This window comes from Patiriisocius sp. (assembly GCF_051252435.1).
Classification (GTDB): Bacteria; Bacteroidota; Bacteroidia; order Flavobacteriales; family Flavobacteriaceae; genus Patiriisocius.
In genome coordinates this window covers 35,552-55,785 of sequence record NZ_JBPOFW010000006.1, presented here as the reverse complement: position 1 = coordinate 55,785, position 20,234 = coordinate 35,552, and the positions used below count along the sequence as shown (strand labels likewise).

At 36.9% G+C, this 20,234-nt stretch carries 16 protein-coding genes; 14 read left to right on the top strand and 2 right to left on the bottom strand.

The annotated features are described in order from the left end of the window. Position 1: 1 nt before the first annotated feature. The 12 genes from mraY to ACSHW7_RS13000 all read left to right on the top strand — a co-directional run bounded on the left by mraY (position 2) and on the right by ACSHW7_RS13000 (position 16,367). Positions 2-1,234 carry a phospho-N-acetylmuramoyl-pentapeptide-transferase gene (gene mraY, locus ACSHW7_RS13055; protein WP_435679808.1) on the top strand — a complete coding sequence of 411 codons (1,233 nt, stop codon included), beginning with the start codon at positions 2-4 and terminating at the stop codon, positions 1,232-1,234. Between the two features lie 9 nt (positions 1,235-1,243). Next, positions 1,244-2,578, top strand: coding sequence for a UDP-N-acetylmuramoyl-L-alanine--D-glutamate ligase (murD, locus tag ACSHW7_RS13050; protein ID WP_435679807.1), 1,335 nt, complete (start codon positions 1,244-1,246; stop codon positions 2,576-2,578). A gap of 110 nt (positions 2,579-2,688) precedes the next feature. Beyond that, positions 2,689-3,882 carry an FtsW/RodA/SpoVE family cell cycle protein gene (locus ACSHW7_RS13045; protein ID WP_435679806.1) on the top strand — a complete coding sequence of 398 codons (1,194 nt, stop codon included), beginning with the start codon at positions 2,689-2,691 and terminating at the stop codon, positions 3,880-3,882. Between the two features lie 104 nt (positions 3,883-3,986). After that, positions 3,987-5,087 carry an undecaprenyldiphospho-muramoylpentapeptide beta-N-acetylglucosaminyltransferase gene (murG, locus tag ACSHW7_RS13040; protein WP_435679919.1) on the top strand — a complete coding sequence of 367 codons (1,101 nt, stop codon included), beginning with the start codon at positions 3,987-3,989 and terminating at the stop codon, positions 5,085-5,087. A gap of 9 nt (positions 5,088-5,096) precedes the next feature. After that, a complete protein-coding gene (locus ACSHW7_RS13035; RefSeq protein WP_435679805.1) occupies positions 5,097-6,494 on the top strand; it encodes a UDP-N-acetylmuramate--L-alanine ligase in 1,398 nt (465 codons plus the stop codon). Further along, positions 6,484-7,200, top strand: a complete 717-nt coding sequence (locus ACSHW7_RS13030; RefSeq protein ID WP_435679804.1) for a cell division protein FtsQ/DivIB — start codon at positions 6,484-6,486, stop codon at positions 7,198-7,200. Before ACSHW7_RS13035 ends, ACSHW7_RS13030 begins: the two co-directional genes overlap by 11 nt. Before the next feature lie 4 nt (positions 7,201-7,204). After that, the gene (gene ftsA / locus ACSHW7_RS13025; RefSeq protein ID WP_435679803.1) at positions 7,205-8,560 is read left to right on the top strand and encodes a cell division protein FtsA; all 1,356 of its coding nucleotides are present in this window, start codon (positions 7,205-7,207) and stop codon (positions 8,558-8,560) included. A 116-nt stretch (positions 8,561-8,676) separates the two neighbouring features. Then, positions 8,677-10,791 (top strand): cell division protein FtsZ, encoded by a 2,115-nt coding sequence (ftsZ, locus tag ACSHW7_RS13020; protein ID WP_435679802.1) that lies wholly within the window; start codon positions 8,677-8,679, stop codon positions 10,789-10,791. Between the two features lie 197 nt (positions 10,792-10,988). Then, positions 10,989-12,656 carry a peptidase domain-containing ABC transporter gene (locus ACSHW7_RS13015; protein WP_435679801.1) on the top strand — a complete coding sequence of 556 codons (1,668 nt, stop codon included), beginning with the start codon at positions 10,989-10,991 and terminating at the stop codon, positions 12,654-12,656. Then, the gene (locus tag ACSHW7_RS13010) at positions 12,649-14,001 is read left to right on the top strand and encodes an HlyD family secretion protein (protein WP_435679800.1); all 1,353 of its coding nucleotides are present in this window, start codon (positions 12,649-12,651) and stop codon (positions 13,999-14,001) included. The genes ACSHW7_RS13015 and ACSHW7_RS13010 overlap by 8 nt, the downstream gene beginning before the upstream one ends. Next, the gene (locus ACSHW7_RS13005) at positions 14,002-15,423 is read left to right on the top strand and encodes a TolC family protein (RefSeq protein ID WP_435679799.1); all 1,422 of its coding nucleotides are present in this window, start codon (positions 14,002-14,004) and stop codon (positions 15,421-15,423) included. It begins immediately after the preceding gene. A 116-nt stretch (positions 15,424-15,539) separates the two neighbouring features. Further along, positions 15,540-16,367, top strand: coding sequence for a universal stress protein (locus tag ACSHW7_RS13000; protein WP_435679798.1), 828 nt, complete (start codon positions 15,540-15,542; stop codon positions 16,365-16,367). 20 nt (positions 16,368-16,387) lie between these two features. On the opposite strand, the gene ACSHW7_RS12995 is transcribed toward ACSHW7_RS13000, so the two are convergent. Both ACSHW7_RS12995 and ACSHW7_RS12990 read right to left on the bottom strand, forming a co-directional pair. After that, on the bottom strand, positions 16,388-17,089 hold the full coding sequence (locus ACSHW7_RS12995; RefSeq protein ID WP_435679797.1) for a Crp/Fnr family transcriptional regulator: 702 nt from the start codon (positions 17,087-17,089) through the stop codon (positions 16,388-16,390). Between the two features lie 67 nt (positions 17,090-17,156). Next, on the bottom strand, positions 17,157-17,372 hold the full coding sequence (locus tag ACSHW7_RS12990) for a hypothetical protein (protein WP_435679796.1): 216 nt from the start codon (positions 17,370-17,372) through the stop codon (positions 17,157-17,159). Between the two features lie 139 nt (positions 17,373-17,511). Between ACSHW7_RS12990 and ACSHW7_RS12985 the strand changes: the two genes are divergently transcribed. Together ACSHW7_RS12985 and ccoS are read left to right on the top strand one after the other, a co-directional pair. Continuing rightward, positions 17,512-19,923: a heavy metal translocating P-type ATPase gene (locus ACSHW7_RS12985; RefSeq protein WP_435679795.1), complete on the top strand. Its 2,412-nt coding sequence runs from the start codon at positions 17,512-17,514 to the stop codon at positions 19,921-19,923. 100 nt (positions 19,924-20,023) lie between these two features. After that, positions 20,024-20,233: a cbb3-type cytochrome oxidase assembly protein CcoS gene (gene ccoS / locus ACSHW7_RS12980; RefSeq protein ID WP_435679794.1), complete on the top strand. Its 210-nt coding sequence runs from the start codon at positions 20,024-20,026 to the stop codon at positions 20,231-20,233. The last annotated feature ends 1 nt before the right edge of the window (position 20,234 follow it).

The following is a 20,234-nucleotide window of genomic DNA, read 5'->3' as shown; positions in this document are numbered from 1 at the left end:
TATGTTATACTATTTATTCGATTTTTTAGAGAAGAGTTACCAGGTTCCTGGGGCGAGTTTGTTTGAATTTATCACATTCAGGGCTGCGCTTGCAGTAATTACTTCTTTATTGATTGCTACCGTTTGGGGAAAGAAAATCATCCGCATTTTGCAGCGCAAGCAAATGGGTGAGACGATTAGAGATTTAGGATTAGAAGGGCAGGTGGAAAAAGCAGGAACACCTACAATGGGAGGTTTGATTATAATTCTTGCAACCCTAATACCCGTTCTGTTATTTGCTAAGTTGGATAATATTTATGTCATTATGTTAATCGTGACAACCTTATGGATGGGAGCGATTGGATTTTTAGATGATTATTTAAAAAAGTTTAAAAATGACAAAGCTGGATTGCCCGGAAAATTCAAAGTGGTAGCGCAAGTGGGACTGGGGATTTTTGTCGGTGCCATCATGTTTTTTCATCCTGATGTCACCGTTAAGCGAGAAAAAATTAACCCTGAAAATAATACAGAATTAATAACGCAGAATTCCCCAAGAGAATTTTATCCTGAAGAGAACACGCTGCTCACAACCATTCCTTTTGTAAAAGAAAACGAATTTAATTACGAAAGTTTGATCACTTGGGCAGGTGAAAGCTATAAAGATTATATCTGGTTGATTTTTATTCCAATCGTGATTTTTATCATCACGGCAGTTTCAAATGGAGCAAATTTAACAGACGGAATTGATGGTCTCGCTGCGGGAACTTCTGCAATTATAGCGATTACGCTTGCGCTATTTGCGTGGGTTTCGGGGAACGTTATTTTTTCAGATTATTTGAATGTGATGTACATCCCTAATACCGGAGAAGTTACCATTTTCATTATGGCATTTGTGGGAGCGCTCATTGGATTTTTATGGTATAATGCCTATCCCGCGCAAGTATTTATGGGAGATACGGGAAGTTTAACCATTGGCGGAATCATTGCTGTAATAGCAGTTATTATTCGAAAAGAATTATTAATCCCTCTTCTCTGTGGCATCTTTTTAATGGAAAATTTTTCCGTAGTACTACAAGTGGGATGGTTTAAATACACAAAGAAAAAGACAGGAGAAGGAAAGAGAATTTTCAGGATGAGCCCATTGCATCACCATTATCAAAAAGGTGGATTTCACGAAAGTAAGATTGTAACGAGGTTTTGGATTGTTGGGATTTTCTTAGCGGTGTTAACCGTTGTCACTTTGAAAATTAGATAGGGCGATTTGATGAAAAAAGTAATAGCAATATTAGGTGGAGGAGAAAGTGGTGTTGGTACAGCATTACTTGCAAAGAAGAAGGGGTATGAGGTTTTTGTTTCAGACTTCGGAAATATTAAGGAGAAGTATAAAAAAGTGCTCATTGAAAATTCGATTATCTGGGAAGAGGGTGGTCATTCAGAAGCCGAAATTTTAAAGGCAACTGTAGTAATGAAAAGCCCGGGAATTTCAGAAAAGGCGCCCATAGTAAAGTTGTTGTTGGAAAAAGGGATTCCGGTAATTTCTGAAATTGAGTTCGCATCACAATTTACAGATGCAACGATTGTGGGAGTTACGGGTAGTAACGGAAAAACAACGACAGCTTCATTGACATATTCGCTTTTAAAGCAAGATTTAAATGTAGCACTCGGAGGCAACATAGGAGATAGTTTCGCACAGCAAGTTTCCGAAGAAAAATATGAAAATTTTGTGCTTGAACTGAGCAGTTTTCAGCTCGACGGAATTAAAGATTTTGCGCCGCACATTGCAATATTGACAAACTTGAGTCCAGACCATTTGGATAGATATGATTACAAATATGAAAATTATATCGCTTCAAAATTCAGGATCACGATGAACCAAACGGAAGATGATTATTTTATTTATGATGCCGATGATGTAGCGATTAAAAAATGGTTGGACACCCACCCAATTAAAGCAAAAAAATTGCCTTTTTCATTACAGCACAAAGTGGAAGAAGGCGCATTTATAGAAAACGAGAATATACATATTAATATACATAACACCCATTTTACCATGCCAATAGCAGCACTAGGATTACAAGGACAACACAATACAAAGAACGCCATGGCGGCGTCAACGGTGGCAACATTGTTGAAAATAAGAAAAGCGACCATAAGAGAATGTCTTGAAAATTTTCAAGGGGTGGAACATCGTTTAGAAAAAGTGCTCAAGATTAATAACGTGATGTATATTAACGATAGCAAGGCTACAAATGTGAACGCTACTTTTTATGCTTTAGATAGTATGCAAACACCTACCGTTTGGATTGTTGGTGGCGTGGATAAAGGAAATGATTATACAGAGTTGTTGCGATTGGTAAATGAAAAAGTAAAAGCGATTATCTGTTTGGGTGTAGATAATGAAAAAATCAAAGCGCATTTTGGCAACATCGTAGAAACAATAGTAGAAACTGCCGGTATGGAAGAAGCGGTTAAAGTAGCGTACAAATTAGCAGACAGAAATGACACCGTTTTATTAAGTCCGGCGTGTGCGAGTTTTGATCTCTTCGAAAATTATGAAGACAGAGGAAGACAATTCAAAGAAGCTGTAAGACGTCTATAAAAAAGCATAAACGATTTCCGGTTGAGTGCCGTCGAAACCTATATTCAGAAAACAAATTTTAAATAAACAGATTGCTTAAAAAAATAGATAGCAATCATACATAAAATAAAGTGAACCAGTTTTTCAAAAACATACAAGGAGATAGAACCATTTGGGCAGTCGTTGGGCTGTTGGCACTATTCTCGTTTTTACCTGTTTACAGCGCGAGTAGCAATCTTGCGTATTTGTATGGAGATGGAAGTACGTTTCAGTTTTTGGCCAAACACTTTGCGCATTTGGTGCTTGGTTTTGCCATTTTATATGGGGTTCATAAAATCCCGTATCATTATTTCAGGGGGCTTTCCATTATAGCACTACCGGCGGTAATTATATTATTGCTGATAACGTTAGCTCAAGGAACTACCATTGGTGGGGCTAATGCAAGCAGGTGGATTCGTGTTCCATTGGTTGGGTTTACGTTTCAAACATCAACGCTTGCTGCTGTTGTTTTGATGACGTACGTGGCACGATACTTATCCAGGATTAAAGACAAGGCCATTACATTCAAAGAAACCTTATTGCCATTATGGTTGCCGGTATTTATGGTACTTGCGTTAATATTGCCAGCCAACTTTTCCACCACGGCAATCATTTTTGCAATGGTTGTTTTGTTGGTGTTTATTGGTGGGTATCCATTACGATATTTGGGAATTGTTCTCGGCGCTGGACTTTTAATGCTCACATTATTTGTACTTAGTGCAAAAGCCTTTCCGGGTGTTTTTCCCAACCGTGTGGATACATGGATTAGCAGAATTGAAAACTTCACAGACAAAGAAGATACAGAAGCAGATTATCAAATAGAAAAAGCAAAAATTGCCATCGCCTCAGGAATGGTAACGGGATTGGGCCCAGGAAAAAGTGTTCAGAAAAACTTTTTACCGCAGTCCTCTTCGGATTTTATATATGCAATTATCGTGGAAGAATGGGGGCTCGTGGGAGGACTCGTATTGATGTCCCTATATCTCCTTTTACTATTTCGGTTGGTGATTGTGGCGCATAAATCCGATTCAATGTTCGGAAAATTATTGGTCATTGGAGTAGGGTTGCCCATAGTATTTCAAGCACTCATAAATATGGCGGTTGCAGTGGAATTATTCCCCGTTACAGGCCAAACATTACCATTGATTAGTAGCGGAGGAACAAGTATTTGGATGACGTGCTTGGCTTTAGGAATGGTTTTGAGCGTAGCGGCAAAGAGAGAAATTGAGAAAAAAGACGTAGAAGCGAGTGATAATCCTTTGGATATTTTATCGCAAGCAATGTAAAAACGAAATGTATTTTCTTCGGAAATGCATTGCACCGAATAGTGTCCGGTTGAGCGCAGTCGAAACCTAAATAATTGAAATAAGTTATAAAAAACAAAAAGAGTATCAAAGAAAAGCAACCATATCGATTTATAGTTTCAGGTGGTGGGACTGGCGGACATATTTATCCGGCAATCGCGATTGCAAACGAATTAAAGTCCCGTTTTCCAGACGCGGAGTTTTTATTCGTTGGAGCAAAAGACCGAATGGAAATGGAAAAAGTACCGCAAGCAGGATACAATATCGAAGGTTTGTGGATTTCCGGATTGCAACGAAATCTATCTATTAAAAATTTAAAATTCCCGCTGAAATTAATATCGAGTTTAACACGGTCTCGACGGATCATTAAAAATTTTAAGCCTGATGTTGCTATTGGCACTGGTGGGTATGCAAGTGCGCCATTGTTAAGAGTGGCGTCTATGCGCAAAGTACCGTGTTTAATCCAAGAACAAAATGGACATGCGGGAATTACAAACAAATGGTTGAGTGGCACAGTTCAAAAAATATGTGTAGCCTATGAAGGAATGGAGAAATTTTTCCCAGCCGAAAAATTAATAAACACGGGAAATCCCGTACGCCAAGATTTAATTGATATTTCAGGAAAAAGGGAAGAGGGTTTGTCGTTTTTTAAGTTGGATGCTTCAAAAAAAACACTTTTAGTTTTGGGTGGAAGTTTGGGTGCAAGAAAAATTAATCAATTGATTTCAAATGCATTGGGTGTATTTCAGAAAGAAAACATTCAAGTGATTTGGCAATGTGGGAAGTTGTATGAAGAACAATACAAAGTAGAAAGCAAAGGAACTATTCAGGTGCATGCGTTTTTAAATAGAATGGATTTGGCGTATGCAGCGGCGGATGTTGTAGTGAGTAGGTCTGGAGCGCTTTCAGTTTCTGAGTTATGCCTTGTAGGAAAACCGGTAATATTCATTCCGTCGCCAAATGTCGCTGAGGACCATCAAACTAAAAATGCGTTGGCAATTTCAGAAAAAGACGCTGCCATATTATTGAGAGAAACCGATGCAGACACGCAATTTAATAACACACTGGTAGACTTGTTAAATGATGAAACGCTTCAGAAAACATTGTCTCAAAACATAAAAAAACTTGCAAAACCAAACGCCACAAAAGCGATTGTGGACGAAGTTGTAAAATTGATAAAAAAGTAAAAAAGCAGAATGAGCATATTGAACAATATACAGACTATCTACTTTATCGGCATTGGCGGGATAGGGATGAGTGCGCTTGCTCGTTTTGCAAAGTTAAAAGGATTAAACGTTTGTGGTTATGACAAGACCGAAACCAGCCTAACAAAAACGCTGGTTTCTGAAGGAATTACAGTTGGGTATGTGGATGAAATTTCAGCATTGCCAGAAAGTATTACTAATAAACAGAATACGCTCGTCATTTACACGCCAGCAATACCGAAGGATAATGTGATTTTTAATTGGTTTCTAGCTGAGAATTATACAATGATGAAACGTGCAAAATTACTTGGCGAAATTACCAAAGACACCCTCTGTCTCGCCGTTGCAGGTACGCACGGAAAGACAACAACTTCGGCAATTTTAGGGCATTTGTTAGCAGCATGTAATATGCCGGTAACCGCATTTCTAGGTGGCATAGCCGAAAATTACAAATCAAATTTTATTAGTCGCGGAACCGAAATTACAGTAGTGGAAGCAGACGAATTTGACCGCTCATTCCTTACGCTCAGCCCAGATATCGCCTGCGTTACCTCAATGGACGCAGACCATTTAGATATTTATGGAAGTGCCCAAGAAATAGAAAAATCATTTACAGATTTCGCTTCGTTATTACCAAAAAAAGAAAACCTATTGTACAAAAAAGGACTTCCTTTAAACGGGCAGTCTGTTGCCATTGAAGAAGATGCTGATTTTGAAGCACAGAATGTTCGCATTGAAAATGGCGCGTATATTTTCGACTTAAAAACGCCTAACCAAAAATTAACCGATTTACAATTTTTCCTTCCCGGACACCACAACCTGCACAACGCAATAACAGCTGTAGGGATGGCACTATTGGCAGATGCCCCTATAGCACTTTTGCCAAAAGCTTTGTCAAGTTTTAAAGGAGTTGAACGTAGGTTTAGTTATAAGATTAGGAGAGATAATTTGGTGCTGATTGACGACTATGCGCATCATCCAACGGAAATAAATGCACTCTTTCAGGCAGTGGCCGAAATGTACCCTGGCGATGAAAAATTGATTGTTTTCCAACCACATTTGTTTAGCCGAACTAAAGATTTTGCCGACGGCTTTGCTGAAAGTTTAGCGCAATTTGACCAAATACTATTGTTGGATATCTATCCTGCAAGAGAAAAACCCATGGAAGGCGTTTCATCGGATTGGCTATTATCTAAAATTTTCGATGTAATTAAAGCAAGTCCGGTTGAGCGGAGTAGAAACCTACATGAAATAGCAAAACTTATAAATAAAACCGAGCTCATTTCAGAAATAAAAAAATCAAAATGCCGTGTTAAATTACTCGTAGGTGCTGGAGATATAGGTGCTGAAGTTGAATTTATAACAAAAACACTGAGCGATGAAAATTAATTGGGGTCTAATAAAATTTATCGTTTTGGTAGGTTTGGTTGTGTTTTTATACAGCTTCACAAACAAGCGGAATATTGCACGAAAACTAACCAAAATTGAAATTGAATTTGTTGATGAAAACGACCCATTTATAACACTTACAACGGTTAATAAATTGTTAATACAAAATTATGACAGTGTCACGAGTGTCCTCAAAGAAAGACTAGTTTTGAAAGAAGCCGAAAATCGCTTATTAGAAAACGATATGATACGTGATGCTCAGGTTTTTATGACGGTAGATGGGGTTTTGGGAGCAAAGATTGAACAGCGCAATCCAGTGGGAAGGATTGCTGCAGCCAATGATTTTTATATTGACGCAGATAGTAAAAAAATGCCATTGTCAAAAGTGTATTCGGCAAGGGTCCCTTTAGTCACTGGAAACACAGTTACAGATTTCACTGTATTAACACCACTACTGTTGAAAATTAGAGAAGATAATTTTTTGAATCAAACCATTGTTGGGTTACATATTTCAGAAAAAGGATTTGTGACAATGAAAGTACGAAAGCATGATTTTTTGGTTCGTTTTGGGACACTCACGAATGAAGATAAAAAATTTCAAAATTTTAAAGCATTCTATCAACAGGCATTAAAAAACGGAATGTTAAAAGAGTATAAGAACGTTGATTTGCAGTTTGGAAGTCAAGTAGTGGCAACAAAAAAGTAAGGACATGGAACAAAGAAACATCGCTGTAGGATTAGACATCGGGACCACAAAAATTGTGGCGATGATTGGTGCTAAAAATGATTATGGAAAAGTAGAGATTTTAGGCATAGGAAAGTCTAAAAGTCTCGGCGTACATCGTGGTGTTGTAAATAATATTACGCAAACAATCCAGTCAATCCAGCAGGCAGTGCAGGATGCTGAAACTTCTTCGGGATTAAAGATTAAAGACGTTGTTGTAGGTATTGCAGGGCAGCACATACGTAGTTTACAGCACAGTGATTATATAACCCGAAGCAATAGTGACGAAGTAATAGATGAAGATGATATTGACCGTTTGTGCAATCAAGTGCACAAATTGGTAATGCTTCCGGGCGAAGAAATTATCCACGTATTACCACAGGATTTTAAGGTTGACGGACAAGCCGAAATTAAAGAGCCCATTGGTATGTACGGTGGAAGGTTGGAAGCAAATTTTCATGTGGTTGTTGGGCAAGTAGCTTCGATTAAAAACATAGGGCGTTGCGTAAAAAGTAGCGGTCTTGAGTTGAGTGGGATTACGCTGGAGCCTTTAGCTTCGGCAAATGCCGTGTTGAGTCAAGAAGAAAAAGAAGCTGGTGTCGCGTTGATTGATATAGGTGGCGGAACAACAGATCTTGCCATTTTTAAAGATGGAATTATTAGACATACAGCAGTTATTCCTTTCGGCGGAAATGTAATCACCGAAGACATCAAAGAAGGATGCAGCATTATAGAAAAACAAGCAGAGTTGCTTAAAATTAAGTTTGGTTCTGCGTGGCCTGGGGAAAATAAAGACAACGAGATTGTCTCTATCCCTGGTCTTCGTGGTAGGGAACCAAAAGAGATTACTCTTAAAAACCTATCAAAAATTATTCACGCGAGAGTCGTGGAGATTATTGATCAAGTATATCTCGAAATTAAGAATTATGGTCACGAGGACCAAAAGAAAAAATTAATCGCGGGGATTGTATTAACGGGCGGTGGTGCGCAATTGCAACATCTAAAACAGTTAGTAGAATACATCACGGGGATGGATACGAGAATTGGATATCCCAATGAGCATTTGGCCGGAGACAGTGATAGCGAAACAACGAGTCCGTTATACGCAACTGCGGTTGGATTGTTAATGAACAGTCTTGAGTCAAAGAAGAGAGCAAAGATACTTTCGGAGCAAGAAGAAATCGAAGAAAAACAAAACAGAATTTTAGCTGCCGAAGAAAATAAAAATGAAACAAAAATTTCCGAAGTAGAAGTAAAAGATAATAAAAGCCAAAAACAAGGAAAGCGATTTTTTGATAAATGGGCAGAAAAGTTCAAAGAGTTTTTGGATAACGCCGAATAGATTTTCGTGGATAGAAAAAAAAATTAAAATTTCAGTTGACTGAAAATAGCATAAAAATAAAAATGGAGTTGGAACTTCATTTCAAAGCATAATAAACCTCGCAAAAAGTAATATATATGAGCAGTAACACAGAATTTGAAAACATTGCGTTTGATCTGCCAAAGAATCAATCTAACGTCATAAAAGTAATTGGCGTTGGTGGTGGTGGAAGTAATGCCATTAATCACATGTTTAACCAAGGAATTAAAGGGGTTGACTTTGTCATTTGTAATACAGACGCCCAAGCCCTTGAAAATAGCAGTGTGCCTATTAAAATACAACTTGGGGTTGATTTGACGGAAGGTTTAGGAGCAGGAGCAAACCCTAAAGTGGGCGAGCAGAGTGCTGTTGAGAGCATGGCAGATATAAAAAGTATGTTGACCACAAATACCAAGATGATTTTCATCACTGCTGGTATGGGTGGAGGAACTGGAACTGGAGCTGCACCCATTATTGCAAGAATGGCAAAAGACCTTGATATTTTGACGGTGGGGATTGTAACCATTCCATTTCAATTTGAAGGAAAATTGCGTAATGAGCAAGCACTTGTAGGGGTTGAAAATTTAAGAGCCAATGTAGATTCGCTCGTTGTTATCAACAATAACAAATTGCGAGAGGTCTACGGAAATTTGGGCTTTAAAGCTGGATTTTCAAAAGCCGATGAGGTGTTAGCAACGGCAGCGCGAGGAATTGCCGAAGTAATTACACACCACTACACACAAAACATTGACCTTAGAGATGCCAAGACGGTACTATCTAATAGTGGTACTGCAATTATGGGTAGCGCAACTGCGAGTGGTGCTACAAGAGCGCACGATGCCATTACTAAAGCTTTAGATTCTCCATTATTAAATGATAATAAAATTTTTGGAGCCAAGAATGTCTTGTTGTTGATTGTTTCGGGAGCCGAAGAAATCACCATCGATGAGATTGGAGAAATCAGTGATCACATTCAAAACGAAGCTGGTCACAGTGCAAACATAATTATGGGGGTTGGTGACGATGATACTCTTGAGGGTGCCATCTCGATTACGGTGATTGCCACGGGTTTTGACGCTGAGCAACAACACGAAATTAGCAATACCGAAAGTAAAAAAATCATCCATACGCTTGAAGAAGAGCAAAAGGCAGAACAAGATTTGACGACAAACATAACTGGAAAGCCTGTAGAACTTCCTAAAAACGAAGTTCCCGAAGCGCCGGTAAAACCTGAAGCTGCACCAGTTATTCGTCATACATTGTTTGAAGAAGAAGAAATCGCTACGGTAACTCCAACGCCAAAGCCAAAGGCAGTAGTTGAGACACCGGTTACCCCTACAATTCCTTTTGAAGGATACGTAGCAACTTCAGAGTTTATAAAGAACATTGATGTGGAATCAACACCTGTGGATATTCATATACTTGCTGAGTTTGAACAATTGATTATCAATGAAATTGATGTCAACGATTTCGAAATTATCAAACCACAAGTAGCACAAGAAACGATTAAACCAAAGATAATTTCTTCGGAAATTGAACAGCCTGAAACCGTTGAGTTTACTATAAATAAAATCGAAAAGGAAATTGATAATGAGATAGAAATTTCCGAAGATAAAAAAGAGAGGGAAAGGGATAACTCCATGTTGATGTTTGACATGCCAATCAATGATGAAGTTGATGAAATTGAAGAAGAGGTTTCTGCTGAAGTAATAAAGCATGATTTGCACGTTGACGATATGGAGGTAAATGACCATATTGAAGTGGTGCCGGTAAGTGAGCAGACAAAGGATGGAATTCGTCGTTACAGTCTTGACGATTATCAAGAAAAGGAAGATGAACTTTTAAATGCAAAACCAACAGCTAAAGTTGCTGAGGAAACCATTGTCTTTGAAAAGAAAACCGTACCCGTTAAAGATGCAGATGTGGAAGAGGAGCCTACTGAAATTGACCCGATGAACTCACCAATTTCAAAATTGCTTAAAGACCGCACCGAAGATCGTAAACGGATTTTAAAGGACTTTAATTACAAGTTTAGAAACAGCGGTTCAAAAATTGAAGATATTGAAAAACAACCTGCATACAAACGAGCAGGAATTGAACTTGAAGAAAATAAGGATTTAGGAAGCAACATATCAAGAACATCAGTAAATAGTGATGATGACGATATTGATTTAAGAACGAATAATAGTTTTTTACACGATAATGTGGATTAATTATTAATCGGATTTGAATATACCTTGAAAGAGCATTCTAAGAAAGAATGCTCTTTTTTCTTTTTAGATAGTATCATTTAATATTTTAGAATCTCTTAGATGATTTTAATGTTTAAGTTATAAAAAATAGTTAAACTATTTTATATTAATAGTATTACTATTATTTTTGAAATTAGATTTTAAATTTAAATTGGCTTATGAAAAAAACGATGACGCCTTGGAGCAGGTTTGTGGGTTTACTCGAACTGGATAAGAGAGATGTTAGGCAAATTTTTTACTATGCAATTTTTGCAGGTATTGTATCATTGTCACTTCCGTTAGGGATACAAGCAATTATTAATTTGATTCAAGGAGCACAAATTTCGTCCTCTTGGATAGTGCTTGTTGTTTTAGTTACGTTAGGTGTTGCATTTCAGGGAACTTTACAGATAATGCAGATTCGAATTTTAGAAAATATTCAGCAAAAGATATTTACCCGTTCGTCATTTGAATTCGCTTTCAGATTTCCGAAGATAAAAACAAGCGAGCTCCGCAATTTTTATCCGCCAGAGTTGGCCAATCGTTTTTTTGATACGCTCACCGTACAAAAGGGATTATCAAAAATTTTAATCGATTTTCCGGCAGCAGTACTGCAGATTATATTTGGGATTACGTTGTTGTCTTTCTACCATCCATTCTTTATTATTTATGGAATACTGCTGATTATTTTGATTTATATCGTGTTTAAGTTTACAGCGAAAAGGGGATTAGAAACCAGTTTAGAAGAATCAAAAAGTAAGTATAAAGTAGCGCACTGGATTCAAGAAGTGGCTCGCTCGCTCATTAGTTTTAAGCTTTCGGGAAATACGGAGCTTGCAATGAAGCGCAATGATGCTTACACTACCAAATATCTTGATGCTCGAGAAAGTCATTTTAGGGTATTGCTTATTCAATTTATACAAATGATTGGCTTTAAGGTTTTGGTTACAGCTGGGTTATTAGTAATTGGAGGATTGTTGGTGCTCAATCAACAAATGAATATTGGACAGTTTGTAGCCGCAGAAATCATTATTCTTTTAGTTATTACATCTGTAGAGAAATTGATTACCGGTCTCGATACTTTTTATGATGTACTTACCTCCTTAGAAAAGATAGGACAAGTTGTGGACAAAGAACTTGAAGCGCAAGAGGGTATTGATCCTTTTGAAAGAGAACAACCACTTTCTATTGAAACGGATAGTGTATTCTTTACTACGGCTGATGGGTCAGAAATATTAAAGAACATTACTTTCAATATTGGTTCTAAAGATAGAGTGCTTTTAGAAGGACATTCTGGTTCTGGAAAAACTAGTTTGCTTAAGATATTGGCCGGTGTGCAATTCCCCACCAAAGGGTCTTTATATGTAAATAATACCTCAATCAAAGGAATATGGCCCAATCGCTATCGTCAAAGAGTGGGACAGGTACTTCCAGAACAGCAACCGTTTGAAGGAACTATTTTGGAAAATATAACTTTTGGGGATACTTCCATCCACGAGGAAAGAGTAAACGAAGTACTGCGAAATCTAGGTTTATTACATTTTGTAAAAAGTCAACCTAAAGGGTTGCAAACCATGCTCTATCCACAAGGACGTCAAATGCCGTATTCTATCGCAAAGCGAATAGTTCTTGCCAGAGCGATTGTGCACAATCCAGAGTTGTTATTGCTCAAAGATCCATTGGAAAATTTTGACCCAACTGAAGCAAAATTAATAATCGATTATTTGACTGATGCCAACCAACCTTGGAGCATCATTGTATCATCTGGAAATCCTTTGTGGAGGAGCTATTGCACACGAACATTTAAAATGAATCAAGGAACTTTAAACATAAATAGCAATGCTTAATATTTCACATAACCAACTCAACAAAAAAGTGACACTTGAGGGATATGCTGCTTTTAAAAAAGCATTCAAAATGCAGCATTTTGTTTTATTCAACAGATTTTTGCTCGCCTTTGGAATTATAACCATCATCATCTTGTTTCTCCCGTGGACGCAAAATGTTTCAGGAAGAGGATTTTTAACTACGTTGCAACCGGATCAGCGACCGCAGACCATTCAATCGCCTATTCCTGGGCGTATTGAAGAATGGTATGTCAATGAGGGTGACTTTGTAAAAAAAGGGGATACTATTTTATTTATTTCAGAAATTAAAAACGAATATCAAGACCCGTTGTTAGTAGAACGCACAAAAGCACAGCGCGAGGCGAAGAGTAAATCTGTAGCGTCATATAAAGGAAAGATTGACGCTTTGGGTGGTCAAATTTCGGCATTGAATAGAGAACGTTCACTTAAATTACAGCAAGCTGAAAATAAATTGTTACAAGCCGGTTTTAAAGTAAAAAGTGATAGTATTGATCTTGAAGCGGCAAATACAAATAAAAAAATTGCCCAAACACAATATGACCGTACGGTAACACTACAATCTGAAGGTTTAAAAGCAACAACAGATGTAGAAGAAAAACGCTTAAAACTGCAAGAAACAGAAGCAAAACTTATCTCACAACAAAATAAGCTCCTTGCTGCCAAAAATGAATTGCTAAACGCACAAGTAGAGATTAGCCGCATTGCAGCAGAATATGCAGATAAAATTGCCAAAGCCAGTAGCGACAGGTTTACCGCAGAGTCCAGCCAATTTGAAGCAGAAATAGAAGTAAGCAAACTCGATAATAAGTCAACAAATTATGAAATGAGAAACGCGATGATGTACATCACGGCCCCTCAAAATGGTTATATTAACAAAGCAATAAAAGCTGGAATTGGAGAAACATTTAAAGAAGGTGAAAGGCTCGTGGGCATCATGCCATCCAATTATGACCTTGCCGTGGAGACATTTGTAAACCCAATTGATTTACCGCTTATTCACCTCGATGAGCGCGTGCGCATTCAGTTTGATGGATGGCCTGCGATTATTTTTAGCGGTTGGCCGGGAGCTTCTTTTGGTACCTATTCTGGAAAGGTGGTTGCTATTGAGACATTTATTAGCCAAAATGGAAAATTTAGGGTGCTCATTGCGCCCGACGAAAATGCTGAGCCGTGGCCAGAGAACATACGTGTGGGCTCCGGAGCGTATACTTTGGCATTGTTGGAAGACGTGCCAATATGGTATGAGATATGGCGTCAGCTCAATGGATTCCCTCCCAATTATTATACACCGGCAAATTCACAAACCGAAAAATCAAACAAATAGATGAAAAATCTACTTATAGTTGTTTTCATTTTTATGGCTTCCGCGAAAATTTTAAGGGGGCAAGCAATGAGTGATTCATTAGATAACGTGCTGTCTTTTGAAGAATATCTTGGTTACGTAAAGCAGCATCATCCATTGGTAAAACAAGCCAACTTGAGATTAAATATGGGCGAAGCAACTTTGCTTAAGGCTAGAGGGGGTTTTGATCCTAAAATAGAAGTGGACTACGATAGAAAGAAATTCAAGGATACCGAATATTACGACCAACTTAATGCTACGTTTAAAATTCCCACGTGGTATGGAGTGGAATTCAAAGCCAATTTTGAAGAAAACAAGGGCGAATTTTTAAACCCTAGTAAGATCGTCCCAGATGACGGACTCTATAGTGCTGGCGTTTCGTTTTCCTTAGCACAGGGGTTGCTTACAAATGATAGAATGGCAATGTTAAAACAAGCTCGTTTTTTTATTGATCAAACCGAAGCCGAAAGAAATCTATTGGTAAATGATTTAATTTTTGAAGCGAGTATGGCCTATTTTGAATGGCTGGAGGCGAGTAACGAATTGACCATTTACGAGAGCTTTTTGGCGAATGCCGAAATTAGATATCAAGGAATACTTCGTAGTGTTGAAGAAGGAGACATAGCTGCCATTGACGCTACTGAAGCTAGAATAACATTACAAACTAGAATTTTAAATCTTGAAGCCGCACGGTTAAAAACAAGGAAGGCGTCATTGAAGGCAAGTACGTATTTATGGTTAGACGATATTCCGTTAGAAATTGAAGAAGAAATAAAACCAGTAATGCCAACTGAAACCATATTGTCAAGCTCATTACTTATGGAAGATGAAACCGAAATTCAAGAAGCACTTACTAATCACCCCAAATTGAGAAGTATTGAAGCAAAAGTTAAAGGGCTAGAAGTTGATCGTGGCTTAAAAAGAAATAAACTTTTGCCCAAATTGGATTTACAATATAATTTTCTAACTCAGGATGCAGATCAAATAAACAGCTTTAATACTGCAAATTATAAGGCATTTGTAAATTTTAGCATGCCTATTTTTTTGAGAAAAGAAAGAGGAGATGTAAGATTAGCGAATATAAAATTACAAGATGCAAATTTTGAGAGAGTTTCGACATCGCTCAATATTCAAAATAAAATCATGGCTTCAAAAGCTGAAATTTCTTCTTTAAGACAACAAAATAATTTGATTGAAGATATTGTAGCAGATTATCAAACAATGCTATCGGCTGAAGAAAGAAAATTTGAAGTAGGGGAAAGCTCTGTTTTTTTGATAAACGCTAGGGAACAAAAATTGATTGAAGCAACATTAAAAGCAAACACGGTTGGTATAAAGTATTTGAACGCAAATGCAACGTTATTTAATTCGCTCGGTTTGTTCGAGCCATTTCTTAATGAGTAATTAATATTATTCGATTTTGAATCTGATATTTGTTGGAATGACAAAAGTCATCTTTTTAAAGCATCTAGTATTATAATTTTGGGATAATTAAAATATTCATTTAAAAATCCCATAGTATGAAAAAGATAATTGTACCTGTAGATTTTTCCGAGTTTTCAGAAAATGCTTTAAAAGTAGCAGCGACAATAGCCAAAAAATATAATGCCGAAATTGTAGCAGTTCACATGATGGGGTTAAGTACAGCCGTATTGACAAAAGACAGTTCACAAAGTATGGAGGGAATGTTTTATATGAAACTAACTCAAAAACGATTTGAAGAATTTTTAGATAAGGAGTATTTAAACAATATCACAGTACATCAAACAGTGAAAAACTTTGCAGTATTTAGTGAGATTGATGATGTTGCAAAAGAGTTTGACGCACAACTCATCGTTATGGGATCACATGGAAGCAGTGGGCTAAGTGAAGTATTTGTAGGCTCAAACACCGAGAAAGTAGTGCGCTCCGCAAACACACCTGTGCTAGTAATAAAAGACGATGCTTCCTTTGATGTTAAAACTGCCGTATTCGCTTGTGATTTTAGAGATGAAAGTGTTGTTGTTTTTTCAAAGGCCAAAGCACTTTTTGAAAAGTTGAACATTGAAGTAAAACTAGCTTACATCAATCAACCTGGCGATTCATTTATGAGCACATCACAAATAGAACAACGGATTGTAAATTTTCTAGTTCAGTTAAAAGGAGCACCTATACTGCCCGAAGCTGTCACAATTTATTCAGATTTTACAGTAGAAAAGGGAATTTTTAATTTTGCTAAAAGAGTAAAAGCAGATTTGATAAGCCTTCCAACTCATGGTCGAAGAGGAATTGCGCACTTTTTCTCAGGGAGTATTGGAGAAGATGTGGTAAATCACTCCACATTACCTGTTCTAACTTTTAAAATGTAAATCTTCAAAAATGTAAAAACCTAGAAGCCTTCTATCAGTCTGTAGAGGGCTTTTTTGTCATCAAGTTTAATGCGTTTTCCATCTGTAATTATCCAACCTTCTTTCTTGAACATTGAAAGTGTGCGAATACAAGCTTCTTTTGCAGTTCCTACAACATTTGCAATATCTTCTCGAGTAAGGGTCATTGCGATATAACCATCTTCGTCAATACCAAAATTTTCATCAAGATACATAAGTATTTGGGCAACACGTTGTTTTACCGTTTTCTGTGCCATATCTACTATTACGTTGTCGGCAAATTTTAAATCACTTGCCACGTGTAATAATATTTCCTTTGTAAAGTTGGGATTATTATTTATACTATCTTGCAAATGCTGTTGTGGTATAAAACAGACCTCCATGTTATTAAGTGCAACGGCACTCAGATTAGTGCGTTCTTGAGTGATGACGGAGCGTTGTCCGAGAACGTCTCCTTTTGTAGCAATTTTAACGATAGTGTCGTTACCATTTTCACTAAGCTTAGATAGTTTTGACACACCGCCACGCACGCAAAAAACCCCATTGAGACGCTCACCTTCTTTAAATATAGTTTCTCCTTTCTTGACAGATTTCATAATCTTGCTGTCCGAAATTTTTTTCAATTCATCTTTCTTAAGCGCTTTTAGCGAATTCAACTGTCTTATAATACAGTTTTCACACCTACTTTCTGTATAATTTTCCATTGGATTTTAATGTCTGGTCAAAGATAAAATAAGAACAAGAAGTAACAAGAGTGTCTCATTGAATATTTTAAGATTCTAAATCGGGTCGGTCTTCGTAGAAGTCTTTAAAAGTTTTTTCTGTTGAATAATCATCCGTGAGTACTTTGTAGACTGTAAATACAAGTAATCCTTGTCCAAAAATTGTTAAAAAGAATACCCAAGTGAATGATATGTTTAATCCTGCAAAAATGGTAGTTGTGATTAAAACGAGGGTTGTAAAGCCCAATAATGGCATTGCTTTCATGGTTTTCTCTTAAAGTTAATTAAATATATAGTAAATGGCAAGACTGTTAACTAATCTTTAAGGGTGACAAAAGTCATCTTTTGAGAACCATATAATCTACAACTTTGCTTCAGGTATAATGAGCAAATTATAATAAACTATGGAGACGTGTTTCCATTGCGGTGATGATTGTACGACTACAATTATTGAACATCAAGACAAACATTTTTGCTGTCATGGATGTAAAACCGTTTTCGACATTTTAAATGACAACGATTTATCATATTACTACAAGTTAGAAAATGCTCCAGGCACAAGGATGTCGCGCTTTGAAGGTAAATTTGATTTCTTGGAGAATGAATCCATTGTCAATAAACTCATTGATTTTGACGAACAAGGAACCCAAGTAGTCACATTCTTAATACCTTCCATTCATTGTAGTTCTTGTATTTGGGTTCTCGAAAATTTAAACAAACTTAATCCCGCAGTGAAAACTGCACAAGTTAATTTTCCTAAGAAAACAGTAAGAATAACATACGCTTCGGAAATATTAAAACTCCATTACCTTGTGCTATTGTTATGCAAAATAGGCTACGAACCTTATATTTCGTTGGATGATGCCACAAAAAAATCTTCAAATATAGACCGAAGTTTAATTTACAAACTTGGAGTTGCTGGCTTTGCTTTTGGAAATATTATGTTTCTCTCATTCCCAGAATACTTTGAAGTTTCTGAATTTTGGTTGGATAAATTCAAGTATGTTTTTAGAGGATTGATGTTTGCATTTGCAATGCCTGTTGTGTTTTATTCTGGAAGGGATTATTTGATTTCAGCCTATAAAAGTTTACGCTCAAAAATGCTAAACATTGATGTGCCTATTGCTATTGGTATTCTGGTTCTTTTTATACGTTCTACGGTTGAGGTGGCAATGGATTGGGGAACTGGGTTTTTTGATAGCTTAGCTGGGCTTGTATTTTTCTTATTGCTGGGTAAGTTTTTTCAGCAAAAAACCTATTCCTTTTTATCTTTTGAAAGAGACTACAAATCATACTTCCCCATTGCGGTAACACGAGTATTGAATTATAATGGAAAGAGTAGTCACGGATCTAATATTTCTGAAGAACAAGCACAGATTTATGATTTAATCAAAGGTGACCGAATAATTATTAGAAATGGTGAATTGATTCCAGTAGATGGTATTCTCATCAAAGGAAATGCGTTGATTGATTATAGTTTTGTAACTGGTGAGGCTGTTCCTGTGACAAAAGAATCTGGCGATATCCTTTTTGCGGGAGGCCGTCAACGAGCTGGTGTAATTGAACTAGAGGTAGTAAAGCAGGTTGAGCAAAGTTATTTGACACAACTGTGGTCAAATGAGATCTTTAATAAAAATGGGGCGAGTGTTTTTCAATCTATTACTGATCAAATTAGTAAACGTTTCACGGTTGCTATTTTAAGTATTGCAATTATTGCTACTGTATTTTGGACTTTCTATCAGCCTTCATTGGCTCTCAATGTATTTACGGCAGTGCTCATTGTTGCGTGCCCTTGTGCGATTGCACTTGCAGCTCCATTTACATTGGGAAACTTATTAAGAATCTTTGGAAGACGTAATTTCTATATAAAAAATAGTAGTGTTATTGAGCAACTTGCCACAATTGATACTGTAGTTTTTGATAAAACCGGAACACTTACTACAAATGCTAAAAACGTAATTATGTATGAGGGTATTTTGCTCACAAGCGAAGAAAAGTCTTTGCTAACTTCCACTTTACGTGCGTCAAACCACCCTTTAAGTAGATCATTATACACGATGCTCGCAGACCAAGATATTTGTGTGTTGGATGATTTTAAGGAAGATGTGGGAAGTGGAATTACAGGTATTTCAAAAGGCAATAGCATAAAAGTGGGGTCATTTAAGTTCGTTGTGAATAATAAAATAACAGTGAATGCTTCGGCAAATGAAACTACAGTGCATGTGAGCGCAAACGATGTTTACAAGGGCTGTTATATTTTTTACAACGAATATCGCGATGGAATGGAAGCAATTTTTGAAAAACTTTCGGTTGATTTTTCAGTAGCGGTGTTGTCTGGGGATAATGATGGCGAGAAAGAAAATTTAACTGCTTTATTGCCTGAGAATACGGCATTGGTTTTTAATCAAAAACCAGTAGATAAGCTTCATTATATTAAGGCACTGCAGGAAAAAGGACATCGAGTTTTAATGATTGGTGATGGTCTCAATGATGCCGGAGCAATTGCTCAGAGTGATGTGGGTATTGTGATTTCAGAAAATATAAACGTATTCTCACCTGCGTGTGATGGGATTTTAGATGCCACTCGATTCAAAGATATTACCACTTTTATAACGCTAGCACAAAAGGGTAAAAAGGTGATCGCATATGCCTTTGTTTTTTCGTTGCTGTATAATTTAATAGGGCTAACATTTGCTGTCACTGGAAATTTAGCACCTGTGGTTGCGGCTATTTTAATGCCATTGAGTTCTATAAGTATAGTTGTTTTTACAACGCTGTATACATATAGATTAGGTAAACAATTACAAATAAAATAAAATTTTATACTCAAATACTTAAACAAAAATTGGTAGGTGACAAAAGTCATCTTTTTTATAAGTCACCCTTCTTAATTTTACACACAAATCAAATACAAGGATGAATATTATTTACATGCTACTTACCATAAGTGTTTTTATTGCACTTTTCTTTTTTGTTGCCTTTATATTTTCGGTAAGAAAAGGACAATACGATGACACCTATACCCCATCTGTGCGAATGCTTTTTGAAGATGAAATTATCAAAGAAAAAAAGTCCACAAATAAAAAAATAAACAAATCGATCCTATTGAACAATCAACCAAAGTAAC